General features: G+C 32.7%; 11 protein-coding genes. 6 read left to right on the forward strand and 5 right to left on the reverse strand.

Annotation, left to right across the window (positions count from 1 at the left end):
- The first annotated feature begins 1 nt into the window (after nucleotide 1).
- From carB to pyrE, 3 genes are read left to right on the forward strand one after another with little or no spacing between them, the layout of a single operon-like run.
- Nucleotides 2-3187: a carbamoyl-phosphate synthase large subunit gene (gene carB / locus AC1RPQ_RS03025; protein WP_481761314.1), complete on the forward strand. Its 3186-nt coding sequence runs from the start codon at nucleotides 2-4 to the stop codon at nucleotides 3185-3187.
- Between the two features lie 16 nt (nucleotides 3188-3203).
- Entirely contained in the window at nucleotides 3204-3917 is a 714-nt protein-coding gene (gene pyrF, locus AC1RPQ_RS03030) for an orotidine-5'-phosphate decarboxylase (protein WP_481761408.1), read from the forward strand.
- The gene (gene pyrE, locus AC1RPQ_RS03035; RefSeq protein ID WP_481761315.1) at nucleotides 3918-4544 is read left to right on the forward strand and encodes an orotate phosphoribosyltransferase; all 627 of its coding nucleotides are present in this window, start codon (nucleotides 3918-3920) and stop codon (nucleotides 4542-4544) included.
- 42 nt (nucleotides 4545-4586) lie between these two features.
- On the opposite strand, the gene AC1RPQ_RS03040 is transcribed toward pyrE, so the two are convergent.
- Nucleotides 4587-6290 (reverse strand): NFACT RNA binding domain-containing protein, encoded by a 1704-nt coding sequence (locus tag AC1RPQ_RS03040; RefSeq protein WP_481761316.1) that lies wholly within the window; start codon nucleotides 6288-6290, stop codon nucleotides 4587-4589.
- Between the two features lie 155 nt (nucleotides 6291-6445).
- On the opposite strand from AC1RPQ_RS03040, the gene AC1RPQ_RS03045 reads away from it, so the two are divergent.
- The 3 genes from AC1RPQ_RS03045 to xerS all read left to right on the forward strand — a co-directional run bounded on the left by AC1RPQ_RS03045 (nucleotide 6446) and on the right by xerS (nucleotide 9452).
- The gene (locus AC1RPQ_RS03045; protein WP_481761317.1) at nucleotides 6446-6865 is read left to right on the forward strand and encodes a MarR family winged helix-turn-helix transcriptional regulator; all 420 of its coding nucleotides are present in this window, start codon (nucleotides 6446-6448) and stop codon (nucleotides 6863-6865) included.
- 27 nt (nucleotides 6866-6892) lie between these two features.
- Entirely contained in the window at nucleotides 6893-7759 is an 867-nt protein-coding gene (locus AC1RPQ_RS03050; RefSeq protein WP_481761318.1) for a DegV family protein, read from the forward strand.
- A gap of 622 nt (nucleotides 7760-8381) precedes the next feature.
- The gene (gene xerS / locus AC1RPQ_RS03055; protein ID WP_409022540.1) at nucleotides 8382-9452 is read left to right on the forward strand and encodes a tyrosine recombinase XerS; all 1071 of its coding nucleotides are present in this window, start codon (nucleotides 8382-8384) and stop codon (nucleotides 9450-9452) included.
- A 42-nt stretch (nucleotides 9453-9494) separates the two neighbouring features.
- On the opposite strand, the gene AC1RPQ_RS03060 is transcribed toward xerS, so the two are convergent.
- The 4 genes from AC1RPQ_RS03060 to parC form a co-directional block, all read right to left on the reverse strand.
- Nucleotides 9495-10154, reverse strand: a complete 660-nt coding sequence (locus AC1RPQ_RS03060) for an HD domain-containing protein (RefSeq protein WP_481761319.1) — start codon at nucleotides 10152-10154, stop codon at nucleotides 9495-9497.
- 61 nt (nucleotides 10155-10215) lie between these two features.
- Complete coding sequence (locus tag AC1RPQ_RS03065; protein ID WP_481761321.1) at nucleotides 10216-11145, reverse strand: manganese-dependent inorganic pyrophosphatase; 930 nt, start codon at nucleotides 11143-11145, stop codon at nucleotides 10216-10218.
- 16 nt (nucleotides 11146-11161) lie between these two features.
- Nucleotides 11162-12118, reverse strand: a complete 957-nt coding sequence (locus AC1RPQ_RS03070) for a LysR family transcriptional regulator (protein WP_481761322.1) — start codon at nucleotides 12116-12118, stop codon at nucleotides 11162-11164.
- Between the two features lie 105 nt (nucleotides 12119-12223).
- The gene (gene parC / locus AC1RPQ_RS03075) at nucleotides 12224-14656 is read right to left on the reverse strand and encodes a DNA topoisomerase IV subunit A (RefSeq protein ID WP_481761409.1); all 2433 of its coding nucleotides are present in this window, start codon (nucleotides 14654-14656) and stop codon (nucleotides 12224-12226) included.
- Nucleotides 14657-14677 lie beyond the last annotated feature (21 nt).

The raw sequence follows: 14677 nt of genomic DNA on the forward strand, positions 1-14677 counted from the left end.
TATGCCTAAGAGAAATGATATCCATAAAATAATGGTTCTTGGATCTGGTCCTATTATTATTGGTCAGGCCGCAGAGTTTGATTATTCTGGTACACAAGCTTGTTTATCTTTAAAAGAAGAGGGTTACGAAGTTGTTTTAGTGAATTCCAATCCAGCTACAATTATGACGGATAAAGAAGTTGCAGACGAAGTGTACATTGAACCTTTAACGGTAGAATCAGTTTCAGGTATTTTACGTAAAGAGTATCCAGATGCCATTGTACCAACTTTAGGTGGTCAAATTGGCCTTAATTTAGCTATGGAATTGTCTCAATCAGGTATATTAGATGAATTAAACATTGAATTATTAGGTACTAAATTAAAATCAATTGATCAAGCTGAAGATCGTGAACAATTTAAACAATTAATGCAAGAGTTAAATGAACCCGTTCCGGAATCACTAACTGTTGAAACCTTAGAGAGTGCGCTAGAATTTGCAGATATTGCAGGATACCCAGTTATTGTTAGACCTGCATTTACAATGGGTGGGACTGGTGGTGGTCTATGTAAAACAGCTGAAGAACTTAGTAAAACGGTTGTTAATGGATTAGAGCTATCACCAACAACACAATGCTTGATAGAAAAGAGTATTGCAGGATACAAGGAAATTGAATTTGAGGTTATGCGAGACCACGCTGATAATGCAATTGTTGTTTGTAGCATGGAAAATTTTGATCCTGTTGGTATTCATACAGGAGACTCTATTGTCTTTGCACCAACTCAAACCTTATCTGATAGAGAGTATCAGATGTTACGAGACGTATCCTTGAAATTAATTAGGGCCTTAAAAATAGAAGGTGGTTGTAATGTACAACTTGCTCTAGATCCTCATAGTTTTAAATATAATATTATAGAAGTTAATCCGCGTGTAAGTCGTTCATCAGCATTAGCTTCAAAAGCAACGGGATACCCAATTGCGAAGATAGCTGCCAAAATAGCAGTTGGATTGAATTTAGATGAGATTTTAAATCCAGTGACTAAAACAACTTTTGCTGAATTCGAACCAGCATTGGACTACGTTGTTGCTAAAATACCACGTTGGCCATTTGATAAGTTCAATCGAGCAAATCGTTCACTTGGAACGCAAATGAAGGCAACTGGTGAGGTTATGGCAATTGGTCGTAATATGGAAGAAAGCTTGTTAAAAGCAGTTCGATCTTTAGAAATTGATGAAGATTACTTGTGCTTAGATAATGCTCAAAATGCAACTGACTCCCAACTTGAAAACCAGTTGGTTAATGCAACTGACCAGAGATTGTTTTATTTAACAGAAGCAATACGTCGCGGGTACACAATTGAAGAAATTGAAAAACTAACAAAAATAAATTTAGTCTTTTTGGATAAATTAAAACACATAGTCGAAATTGAAATGTCGCTAAGTATCAATATTAAAGATATTGACGTCCTTATTGAAGCTAAAAAACATGGTTTTAGTGATAAAGTTATTGCTGATATTTGGCACGAAACTTCGGAGGATATTAGAAAGTTTAGAATAGAAAATAATATTATTCCAGTTTATAAAATGGTTGATACCTGTGCTGCGGAATTTGAATCAGCCACACCATACTTTTATAGTACGTACGAACATGAGAATGAGAGTTTAAAGAGTAAAAAACAAGCAATTATGGTTATTGGTTCTGGTCCCATTAGAATTGGTCAAGGTGTTGAATTTGATTACGCAACAGTTCATTGTGTTAGAGCTATCCGTGACGCAGGATATGAAGCAATTATCATGAATAGTAATCCAGAAACCGTTTCAACTGATTTTTCAATCGCTGATAAATTATATTTTGAACCATTAACATTGGAAGATGTTTTAAATGTGATTGATGTTGATAAACCTTTAGGTGTAATCGTTCAGTTTGGTGGACAGACAGCAATTAATCTTGCTGCGGGATTACAACAGTATGGCATTAAAATATTAGGAACGTCTGTTAACAATTTGGATCGTGCTGAGGATAGAGAGTCATTCAACCGAGCGATTAAGCATCTAGGATTAAAACAACCCATTGGTAAGACTGCAATAACACAAGAAGATGTGCTTAAGCGAGCAACAGAAATCGGTTATCCCGTTCTTGTTAGACCTAGCTATGTTTTAGGTGGACGTGCAATGGAGATTGTTCAAAATCAGGTTGAACTCGAATTATATTTGCTAAATAACGTTAAAATCGCACCACAACATCCAATCTTAATTGATAGTTATCTTGAAGGTATTGAGTGTGAAGTAGATGCAATTTGTGATGGTGTTTCTGTCTTAATTCCAGGAATTATGGAGCATATTGAACATGCTGGAATTCATTCAGGCGACTCAATGGCTGTATATCCATCACAACATCTATCAGACAAGATTAAAGCAGAAATCGTTAATGCAACTAAAAAGATTGCACTTGAACTAAAATGTGTGGGATTAATGAACCTTCAATTTATTGTGCATCAAGATGAACTTTATATTTTAGAAGTTAATCCACGTGCCAGTCGTACCGTTCCATTTTTAAGTAAAGTAACAGGTATTAAAATGACCCAGGTAGCGACTAAAATTATATTAGGTTATGATTTGCAAGAACAAGGTTACCAGGATGGTTTATACCCAGAATCTAGTTCTGTTCATGTAAAAGCGCCTGTGTTCTCATTTAGTAAATTGAATGATGTTGATCCATTTCTAGGACCAGAAATGAAATCAACCGGGGAAGTTATGGGAACGGATCAAACATTTTCTAAAGCACTCTGCAAAGCATTAGTAGCCGCTAATATTAGTTTATCAGGTAATGGTTCCGTATTAGTAAATGTTAACGACAAAAATAAAAATGCTATATTACCACTTGTTCAACGATTTGTTTTACTTGGTTACAAAGTTTTAACATTACCAAAAATGGTTGATTTCTTTTTAGATAATCAGATTAAAACGTTTACCAGTACAGAGGCATTAAGCGTTAACCGACAATTAGATGATATTAATAATTTGTTACAAACTGGAACCGTTCAATTTGTTATCGATACACTATCAGATGATCACGATAAAGCATCATATGGTTATCAAACGCGTAAAATATCAGTAATGCAACATATTCCATTGTTTACATCTTTACAAACTGTTGATGTACTTATTCAAGCGTTAGAAAGCCAGTCATTTTCAGTAGCAGCACTATAAAAATTAAGGGGAGTAGATAATGATTAATCGACCTATCATTGCTTTAGATTTTCAGAATAGAATGCAAACGACAGATTTTTTACAGTTATTTCCTCAAGATGAACAACTATTTGTTAAAGTTGGTATGGAATTGTTTTACAGTGAAGGAACTCGTTTTGTTGAAGAATTAATTGATCAGGGGCATGACATTTTTCTTGATTTAAAATGTCATGATATTCCAAATACTGTTCGGCAAACTATGACCAGTTTAAGTCGACTAGGTATTTCATTAACAACAGTCCATGCGGCTGGTGGCGTTGAAATGATGAAATATGCATTAGATGGATTAGACCAAGGTAATTCCTCAATAAAAATGCCGAAAATAATCGCAATTACACAATTAACTTCTACCAGCCAAGAACAACTAGAAACGGAACAATTGGTTGAACGACCATTAATTGAAAGTGTCGTTAATTACGCTAAGTTAACAGAATTAGCTGGATTAGCGGGTGTTGTTTGTTCAGCACAAGAAGCTAAAATAATTAAGGAAGCAACTTCCAAAAACTTTTTGGCAGTCACACCTGGAATACGATTGGAAGGGCAGGCAGTAAGTGATCAAAAAAGAGTAATGACACCAGCTGCTGCAAAAAGAAATCAAAGTAGCGCCATCGTTGTCGGACGATCAATAACGCAAGCAGTAGATCCGTTTGCTGCTTACCAAGCAATCAAAAAAATGTGGGAGGAAGCTTAAATGAATTTAGCAGAGACAGTTGCCAGTGATTTATTAGAGATTGGTGCCGTAACTTTATCGCCAAAGAAGCCGTTTATTTGGGCAAGTGGACTAAAAAGTCCAATTTATTGTGATAATCGGTTAACGATTAGTTATCCTGAAATTCGTACTAGAATCGCTAAAGGCATAGCAGGTATTATTCGTGAAAAATATCCTGATACAGAGGTAATTGCAGGAACGGCAACTGCAGGAATACCCCATGCAGCATGGATTGCTAATGAATTAAATTTACCGTTAATTTATGTTAGAACAAAGCCTAAAGATCATGGTACTGGTCAACAAATTGAAGGACGATTAATCAAAGGACAAAAAACTATTTTAATTGATGATCTCATTTCAACTGGTGGAAGTGTTATTCAAGCAGTTAATGCAGCAAAAAATGAAGGCGCTGATGTTCTAGGTGTCATCGGTATTTTTAGTTATGAACTAGCGGCAAGTACGACAAATTTTGCTGATATTAAAACACCTTTTGAGACATTAACTAATTATTCAACACTTATTAAAGTAGCTAAGGAACAAGAAAAAATTAATTCTGATGAAAAATTATTATTGGATAAATGGCGTATCAATCCAAGTAATTGGTTATAGTAAAAAAGTTTCAACTAAGAATAATTTCTTAGTTGAAACTTTTTATTTACGACGCATAGCCATAATTTTTTGTAAGTCTGGTGTAATAAAGGTTGAGTTTTGACCTTCGTAGACAACAAAACCTGGCTTTGAGCCATTGGGCTTTTTAATCCGTTTAACTTGGATATAATCTACTGGAACAGATGCTGATTGACGATATTTTGAGAAATAAGCAGCTAAGTTAGCCGCTTCTGTGACTGTTTCATCACTAGGATTAGAACTGTGAATAATTACATGGGAACCAGGAATGTTTTTAGCATGTAGCCAGATGTCAGATTTATTGGCTGTCTTCATGGTTAGTTGATCATTTTGAAGATTATTCTTACCAACAGAGATAAGGGTTCCATCTGTTGCATAATATTCATCTGGTTTACTTATTTTAATTTTAATTGCTTTTTTATTTTTATTCAATTTTTGTTCTTTTAATAAACCTTGTTGTTGTAATTCAACCTTAATATCTGGTAAGTCTTTAGGTTCAGCTAACTCGATTTCTGATTGAATTTCTTCTAAGTAAGCAATTTCTTTTTTATTTAGGAGAAGTTGCTCATTAACAAATATAACTGCATTCTTTTGTTTTTGATATTTTTTAAAATATTTTTGTGCATTTTTTGAAGGTGAAATTTGATTGGATAATTGAATGGTCATTTCTTTTTCATTATCATAGAAATTAGGTAATGAAACTTCTGTCATTCCTTGTTTAACTAAGTGAAGATAAGTAGTTAATAATTCACCTTGGACCCGTAATTGATCCGCTGTTTCAGTATTTTTTAAAGTTTTTTCTAATTTTTTTTGTTTACCACGGTTCTTTTTGAGCTCATTTTTAACAACGCGGATTAAATGGCTACCTTGTTGTTGAACGCGGTCTTTATTTGCTTTATCGAGATAGTAAGTATCCAGCATTTCGCTTAATGAATCGAATTCTTGACCAGTACCAATTTCTTTATTTGGAATGGCCGAAAAATCAAGACGTTTGCCAGATAAAATAGTTGGTGTCGGTGTATCAAATTGTGTGAAGAAAGTTGACCAGCTGACACTAGGGTCTTCAACATTAGTATGAAGTGCAGTTGCAAGATCTAAACTAGATTGACCAGCGAGACCTTGATAGCTATTTTGAAGTTCCTTCGCTAGGACTTCCTTATTTGGAAACTCGGATAAAAGTTTTTTAAATGTATCAGTTGTATCTGTAAATGGATTTAATTTATCTTGAGCTGGTGGCTGACGATAGGTTGCACCAGGTATTAGCATACGATATCGATTTTGGTCTGAACTAATATGTTTAATGGTATCCAAAACCTTATCATTAGTTGGATTAATTAGTAGACAATTACTATAACGTCCCATCATTTCTAAACTTAAAATTAGAGGTTGTTCATCACCAAGTTCATTTCTAGTTAAAAATGAAAAATTAATAATACGATCATTAGCAATCTGATCAATTGCTACAAGTTGACCGCTCTCTAAATATTTACGAAGCATCATAGTAAAATTAGTTGGTGTTTTAGGATTTGAATAGGGAATATTTGTAATTTGTGCACGAGCATAACTTGAATGTGCAGATAATAGTAAGGGTTGATTCTTTCTATTTGCACGAATTGTAATAATAACCTCATTAGGGTAGGGTTGTGATATTTTTGAGACCCGACCACCGATTAGTTTGGTTCTTAGTTCACTAATCATTGCATGAGTAAAAACGCCATCAAATGACATTTAATCAACTCACTTTCTATAAAATATGTTTAATAACTACAAGTGTAACGTTTTAAACGATAAATCGCAAAGAATCATTATTGAATAGTTTTCTTGCCATTTTTAGTCTATATATTGTATAATGCAAGGTATATCGAATTTAAGGGGTCAACAAAATGAAAACAAGTCTTGAAAACTTACTATCAATTGATAAACAGTATAAAGTGATTTTACAACGTTTAACTAAAAAAAATCAATTAACAATATCTGAGTGGCAGTTATTAAAGAAAATAAGTGCTAAATTTAACACACAGGAAAAATTGGCCGTAGAAACAGATCTAGATATCTCAACACTAAGTCGACAATTAAAACGCTTAGTTGAAAAAGAAATGCTTGATAAGCATAGTATCGGTGACGATAAACGCCAATTGATTTATACAATGACTGAAATCGGCGTTGAGTCGTCAAAAGCAGTTGATAAAGGTTTTACTGAACTTGAAGCAACTATTTTTGAAAAGTGGCCAGAAGATGAACAAAATTTATTAAGAATATTATTAAATCGCTTAGACAAAAGTCTAACGAGGACTGACGTTTAAACCGTCATAAAATGAGGTGTTTAATTAATGAAAATAGCAATTGTAACAGATAGTACTTCGTACCTATCTAAAGATCAGATTGAAGAGAACAATATTACTATAATTCCTATCCCAGTCATTATTGACAATAAAATTTATAATGAAGGCGTTGATATTACAACTGAAGGATTCTATGAAAAATTAAAGACATCTGCATCCTTTCCAAGTACCTCACAGCCTTCTGTTGGGGAAATGATTAACTTATATGATAAATTAGGTAGCGAAGGCTATGATATTATTTTAAGTATTCATTTAACAAATACAATTTCAGGATTTATTGATAATTTAAAAAATATAGCACCAACAATTGAGTCAACTCGTGTGATACCGTATGATTCTGGTATCACAGTTATGTTAATGGGATATTTAGCTTTGGAAGCTGCTAAAATGGCTAAAGAAGATGCCTCTATCGATGATATCATTGCCCGATTAGATGATTTGAAGACAACGTTAGGTGAATATTTCATTGTTGATGATTTGCAAAATCTTGTACGAGGCGGTCGTTTGTCTAATGCTTCAGCCTTTATTGGAAGTGTTCTTAAAATTAAGCCAATTTTAACATTTGATAGTGTTTCAAATAAAATTGTTGCATTTGAAAAGATTAGATCAACTAAGAAGGCAATTAAGCGTGTAGAAGATTTATTTGAAGAGCATCGTGCATCTGTTGATTATCCTTTACGTGGACTTATTATTCATGCAAATGATGAAACGTCAGCAATTAAGTGGCAGACTAAAATGAAGAAGAAATATCCTGATATGACATTTGATATCAGTTACTTTGGACCAGTCATTGGGACACATTTAGGTGAAAAAGCATTAGCATTAGCGTGGATTAAAGACTTTGATCAAGCTTAAGAGTTATTAAAACTAACAACCGGTTTAATCGGTTGTTAGTTTTTTGTTTTCAAATAATAATTAAGATGTAACTGTGACTAGATAATAGTATGTCGGAGAAAATAATTTTAAGTTAATAGATAAAGTTTAAAAGCATCAAATGAGTGGTAAATTGAGACTTATCATATTAACACTATCCAACTTTAGTTAAAACACACAATTTAATGAAAGTTTAGTAGCGCAATATCTTACTGATTTTAAACAAGTCTATTTAAATTATCATTCGTTTTGTATTTGTATCTCGCTCATTTTATTTTATGTAAATATAATTTGTTCATCATAAAATATATTTACAATTATTATTCTCCAATAAATTATATAATTAACACTAATATTTGTAGATACATATCAAGCATGACGACCATAATTTGCCAAATTATGGTATTAGCTATATAAGGATTACTTAAAATCTAAAGTATTAAATATATTAGTTATTTTGTGAATAAACACTAATTTTAAATAATATGTATCATACTGTTTGATATAAGAACATTTTGCGTTCAACTTTCATTAAAGTTGAATTGTAACTCTTTAATGTGTTATTCTCTACGTATTAAACTATCCGTTATAATGAGGTGTATTTTTGAGAAAAGAAAAATATTTAGAATTAATTGAGAATGAATTACAGTACCAACCTTGGTATGCGCAGGAATACTATCAATCTAAATCTACAATCCCCCTATCCAATGCAACGTTATATCAATATTTAACAGAGTTTAGACGTTTTTTTGATTGGTTACTGGCAGAAGGTATTGTTAACGAAAAATCAATTAAGACAATCGATATTAGTGTTTTAGAACATTTAAAAAAGGAAGATATGGAACTATATAAATCCTCCCTACTTTCTAGAAGTAAATCAAATAATGCAAATAGCAACACACAACTCTCTAGGAGCACTGTAAATCGTTCTCTAACAGCGATTTCTTCATTGTTCAGGTATCTTTCTGAAGAAACGGAAAAAGAAGATGGAGAGCCATATTTTTATCGTAATGTGATGAAAAAAATTACTGTCGTAAAAGATAACGAAACGTTTGCTACACGTGCAGCAAATATTAAAGATAAATTAATGCTTGGAACTGAAGATCGTGATTATATTAACTTTATTGATCAAAAATATGCCGATTTGTTAAAGCCTAAAGGTCTTTCCTTTTTCAAACGGGATAAAGATCGCGATATTGCTATTAACGCTTTAATGCTAGGTAGTGGTTTACGGGTTTCAGAAGTTGCAAATAGTGACCTACCTGATTTAAATTTAAAAACAAATAATATTACCGTCATTCGAAAAGGTGGCAAGAAGGATACTGTGCCAATTGCACCGTGGGTAATCCCCTATCTTGTTAAATATATTGAAGTGCGTACAATGAACTATAAAGTAGATAAAATGGAAAAAGCCCTATTTTGTTCATCATATCGTGGAATTGGAAAACGCATTGAGAGTGGTACAATTGAAAAATTGGTAGCCAAGTACTCATCTGCATTTAAAGTCCGTGTTACGCCGCATAAACTACGCCATACACTCGCTTCTAAATTGTACCTAGAGACGAAGAATGAACAACTTGTAGCAACACAATTGGGTCAGAGTTCGACAAGTGCAACTGCGTTATATACCCATATGATTGATGAAGAACAACGGAATGCTATTAATAAATTATAAAATAAAAACGATTAACTCGATATTGAGTTAATCGTTTTTATTTTATGACTTTCCTTCCCATTCAGATTTGAAATTCTCAAGGAAATCTAACATAATTTGATGTCTATTTTTAGCCATTCGTTTTCCTGGTTCAGTGTTCATTGTTTCTGTAAGTGTCAATAACTTTTCGTAGAAATGGTTAATGACCGTTTGATTCTCAATATTCCTGTATTCTTCTGGGGTCATATTTCTTCTTGGACCACGATGTGGATCATATATTTTACTGCCAACATGTCCACCGTAATAAAAAGTTCTAGCAATACCGACAGCACCAATTGCATCTAATCGATCAGCATCTTGAACAACTTTTGCTTCTTCGGGCAAGTTAATAGTATTATCGTTCAATTGGTTTTTAAAAGAAATTGATTTAATAATTATTAAAATATCATTAATTTGAAGTGAAGTTAAATCAATAGATGTTAAAAAATTTGTTAAATTAGTTACTTCTTCTTTAACATTATCGACTACTTTATCATCAATTACGTCATGTAAATAACTACTAAGAACAATTATTAAATAATTGATATTATGAATTTCTGAGGCAATCGTTTTTGAATTTGTAACGACTCGTTCAATATGAGCAAAGTCATGTCCAGAAGTATCTGACGCTAATTTATTTTGCGTATATATTTTAACTGCTTGAATTTGTTCTTCAGGTAGCATCCTAAATTCTCCTTAAAATAAAAAAGCTTAGAGATAAAGTCTAAACTTTTAAGATTTTTTATTAAGCTTCAAAAACAGCTTGTAATTGAGGAACAACTTGTTTTTTTCTTGAAACAACACCAGGTAATGACAATTTGTTATCAGAAAGTTTTGTGTTGAAGGCTTTTTCAACCATTTCTTTAGGTTCTCCAACAACTAATAGTTCTGAATCACTGTCTAGGATATTTGTAACTAATAGTAAGAATAAATCATAATTATTAGCTTTACTATCATCTTCAATCGCTGAAACTAGTGCAGCTTCACGGTTAAAAACTTCTTCTAAATCAACGGTATTAACTTGAGCAACACGTACTGTTTTACCAGCCATATCAAAAGATTTGGCATCTCCGTTAATCAATTCTGTTTCAGTTTTGCTAGATAAATTAGTTCCAGCTTTTAACATATCTAATCCGTATACATTGTAATCAGTGTTACTAATTTTAGAAAGTGCTTTAGTTGCTTCAATATCAACTGGAGTCGTTGTAGGTGATTTGAATAACAATGTATCAGAAATAATAGCTGACATCATTAATCCTGCAATATTAGCAGGAATTTCAATATTGTTTTCATTAAACATTTTCCATAGGATGGTACTTGAACAACCGACAGCCTCTGCGCGGAAATTAAGAGGCATATTGGTTGTGAAATTAGCAATACGATGATGATCGACAACGTCTGTTACAACAAGATCAGCGATATCAGAAACACTTTGTTGAGATTCATTATGATCAACTAACATAACTGATTCAACCTCATTTTTAGCTGTTTCAATAATTCTTGGTTCAGGTTCATTAAAGTAATCTAAAACAAATTTTGTTTCTTCACTTAATGTTCCTAAGGTAACGGCTTCAGTATCGAAACCTAATTTATTTTGTAGATATGAGAATGCTTTAGCAGCTACAACTGCGTCTGTATCAGGACTTTGATGTCCAAAAATTAATTGTTTAGTCATTATTATAATCTCCTTTTTATTTGTTAATTTCTTTAAGTCGAGTCATGTAATCTTTTTCTTCTAAAAATTTATCAAATGCATTTAAAAAATGTTCATTTCTAGGAATTTCATCTTTATCTTTTCTAAAGACAAATGACAAATCAAATTTTATTTCTGGATCAAAATGAGATGTCCAAAGGTCTTTGCTTTCAGGATGAGCCGTTAAAAATGAAGTTGGTAATGCTGAATAAGCATGTGTTGCACGAGCAAATTTTAAAATCTGTGTGGGTGATGTAAATCTAGCAACACTCTTTGGCAGGTTAACTAATTGATTTTGATAAATTGTTTTAATTGTTTTATCAAGATAATAATCACTTGGATAAGTGACCCAAACATTATCAATTGTTTCTTGAAGTCTAACTTTCTTTTTAGAAGATAACTTTTCATTATGATGTAAAAACAATAAATCTTCAGTAAAGATTTTCTTACTTTCGTATGGTTTCCAGTTTTTAATACTTTCATCTGGAAGATACATAATAGCTAAATCAATTTTATTATTCTCAAGTTCACTCCAAATTTCTTTACGCGTTAGTAAATGGAATGACACAATAATATCTGGATTATTTTTATAGTACTGGATAACAAAATCATCAAACACTTCGTCTTCGATTGAAGCCAAAATCCCGATAGTAATTTCTCCTTGTGTTGCACTTGTTGATTGTTGAATTTCATTCGTTGCTTTATTTAATGTTTCATAGATTTGGTGTGTTGCATCTAGCATTGTATAGCCAGCATCAGAAAGATGTAATTTTTTACCAACAGAATAAAAAAGTGGTGCACCAACTGTTCTTTCTAATTTTTTAATTTGCTGTGTTAATGCAGGTTGTGTGATTCCTAATATTTGGGCTGCTTGCGTATAATTCATTATATCTGCAAGCTGTAAAAAATATGTTAACGTTTTTGATGAAAATATATTTTCTTGCTTTGTTTTCATATTAGCGTGATCTCCTCAGTTCTAGAAATTAATAGTCATATTAGTATAATAAGCGTAATAAAAAAAAAGAGCAAACAAATTTGCCTTTTTTTAACAATTTAATTATTAATTAATCTCATTTAAATTATTAGGTATTCCTAATTGTTCTGTATCAATAACAAATGAACCATTTGAATATCTATCAGATAGCGGATATGACATTGGTTCGATAATAAATTCATTGCCACTTTCAGTAAGGGCATTTAAATTCACATCTTTAGTAATGAGTTTCATGCCAACGACTCTATGAGGTTCCTTCTTAAGCTCTCTAAGAACAAGAACGCCACGTTTCGCCCTACTTGTCGAGCTCACTTCTGATACAGCCATACGCTTAAATGAACCGCGCTGTGTTAATAATCCAATCTGACTATGTTCAGTTACTAAACAAGTAGCGGCAACATAATCATCCTTCTTAAGATTCATCGCGATTACACCAGCTGCTTTAGATCCGACAACAGGAACTTCTTCGAGAGGATACTTTAATCCATACCCATCATGTGAAGCACTAAAAATGAATAACGAGTCATCCGTTTCTTTCAAGTATGAAATCAAGATAACATCATCGTTAGCTTCCTTCAATTTCATGAATTTACTTGCATGACCTTTATAAGTTCGTCCGGGTTGTAAGTCGGAAACCAGTGTTTGTTTAATGAATCCATTTTTAGTTGCAAAAACAAATTTACCAGGGACATTCACTTTTTTGAAAGAAAATGCTTTAATTAAATATTCATCAGTATCTAATCCAATAGTTTGTGAAATATGTTCCCCAGTATCTTTCCACTTTGCCTCAGTTATTTCATGAATTGGACGGTAAATCATATTTCCCTTATTTGTAAACATAAATAGATGATCTAATGTGTTAACAGATTCATTAAATACAATTTGATCTTCGTTTTTCAAACCATTCTCATTTACTCCTGAGGCGTTAAATGACCGTAATGAGCTACGTTTGAGATAACCATCACGGCTAACTAATACTTGAACATCTTCGGGAGTTACTAAAACTGCTGTTTCAATCTTAATGTCTTCAATATGTTCTTGAATTTCAGTTAGTCGAGGTGTGGCATATTCTTTAGATACTTGTTTAAGCTCTTTTTTCACAACATCAGATAACTTACTAGGATCTGCCAATATTGCTTTGTAATCAATAATTTTTGCAGCAAGCTCTGCATTTTCTTTTTCAAGCGCAGTCACATCTGTATTAGACAAGCGGTACAGTTGTAATGAAACAATTGCTTCAGCTTGTTTTTCTGTGAAATCGAACAGATCCATTAAGCTTAATTTAGCACTCTTTTTATCTTTACTTGCACGGATTGCTTTAATTACTTTATCTAAAATTGATAAAGCTTTAATTAACCCTTCAACGATATGTTGACGAGACTCAGCCTTTTTTAAATCAAATTCAGTTCTTTTTTTCGTAACACTTAATTGATACTCTAAGTACGAAGATAAGAATTTTTTTAAGCCAACTAACTCAGGTCGTTGATGGTTAATTGCAACCATATTGAAATTATACGAAATTTGTAAATCAGTATTTTTAAATAAATAATTTAAAATACCTTGTGCATTGACGTTGCGTTTTAATTCAATTGCAATTTGTAGTCCTTCACGATCACTTTCATCTCGAACTTCAGCAATCCCATCAACTTTTTTTAATAAGCGAATTTCATCCATCTTTTTAACAAGAACAGCTTTATTCACTTCGTATGGAATTTCTGAAATAATAATTTGTGTTTTACCACCCTTTAGTTCTTGAATCTCAGTTCTAGAACGAACGACTACTTTACCACGCCCCGTTTTATAAGCACTCTGGATGCCGGATAGTCCTTGTAAAATACCACCGGTTGGAAAATCGGGGCCCTTAACGAATGACATTAATTTATCTAAAGTCGCATTTGGATGACCAATTAAATAAACAACGGCATCAACAACCTCGCTTAAATTATGAGGTGGAATTTCAGTTGCATACCCAGCTGAAATTCCCGTTGCACCATTTACTAACAAATTAGGAAATCTTGCTGGTAAAACAGTTGGTTCATACTCCGTATCATCAAAATTCAATACGAAATCAACCGTTTCTTTTTCAATATCACGTAGCATTTCAGTCGCAATTTTACTTGTACGAGCTTCTGTGTAACGCATTGCGGCAGGAGAATCACCATCCATTGACCCATTATTTCCGTGCATTTCAATTAATGGTGTTCGTAATTTCCAGTTTTGACTCATACGGACCATAGCTTCGTAAATTGAGCTATCTCCATGAGGATGAAAATTACCCATAACATTTCCGACAGATTTAGCAGATTTTCTAAACCCTTTATCATATGTGTTACCATCTTGATTCATTGCGTATAAAATACGACGTTGAACAGGTTTTAGGCCATCACGTATATCAGGTAAAGCACGTTCTTGAATAATATATTTAGAATAACGACCAAATCGTTCACCCATAACATCTTCTAAGGTCAGCTCTTGAATTTTTGATGTATCTTTTTCTATAGCCAAATTAATAATCCTCCT

The sequence above is a fragment of the Dellaglioa sp. CoH-57-MRSF-21 genome, assembly GCF_056781915.1.

What these genes read in the sequence shown, in the direction of transcription:
- pyrE (WP_481761315.1), top strand. Translation starts at nt 3,918, where the DNA reads ATGAATTTAGCAGAGACAGTTGCCAGTGATTTATTAGAGATTGGTGCC.
- carB (WP_481761314.1), top strand. Translation starts at nt 2, where the DNA reads ATGCCTAAGAGAAATGATATCCATAAAATAATGGTTCTTGGATCTGGT.
- AC1RPQ_RS03060 (WP_481761319.1), bottom strand. Translation starts at nt 10,154, where the DNA reads ATGCTACCTGAAGAACAAATTCAAGCAGTTAAAATATATACGCAAAAT.
- AC1RPQ_RS03045 (WP_481761317.1), top strand. Translation starts at nt 6,446, where the DNA reads ATGAAAACAAGTCTTGAAAACTTACTATCAATTGATAAACAGTATAAA.
- AC1RPQ_RS03070 (WP_481761322.1), bottom strand. Translation starts at nt 12,118, where the DNA reads ATGAAAACAAAGCAAGAAAATATATTTTCATCAAAAACGTTAACATAT.
- AC1RPQ_RS03065 (WP_481761321.1), bottom strand. Translation starts at nt 11,145, where the DNA reads ATGACTAAACAATTAATTTTTGGACATCAAAGTCCTGATACAGACGCA.
- AC1RPQ_RS03040 (WP_481761316.1), bottom strand. Translation starts at nt 6,290, where the DNA reads ATGTCATTTGATGGCGTTTTTACTCATGCAATGATTAGTGAACTAAGA.
- AC1RPQ_RS03050 (WP_481761318.1), top strand. Translation starts at nt 6,893, where the DNA reads ATGAAAATAGCAATTGTAACAGATAGTACTTCGTACCTATCTAAAGAT.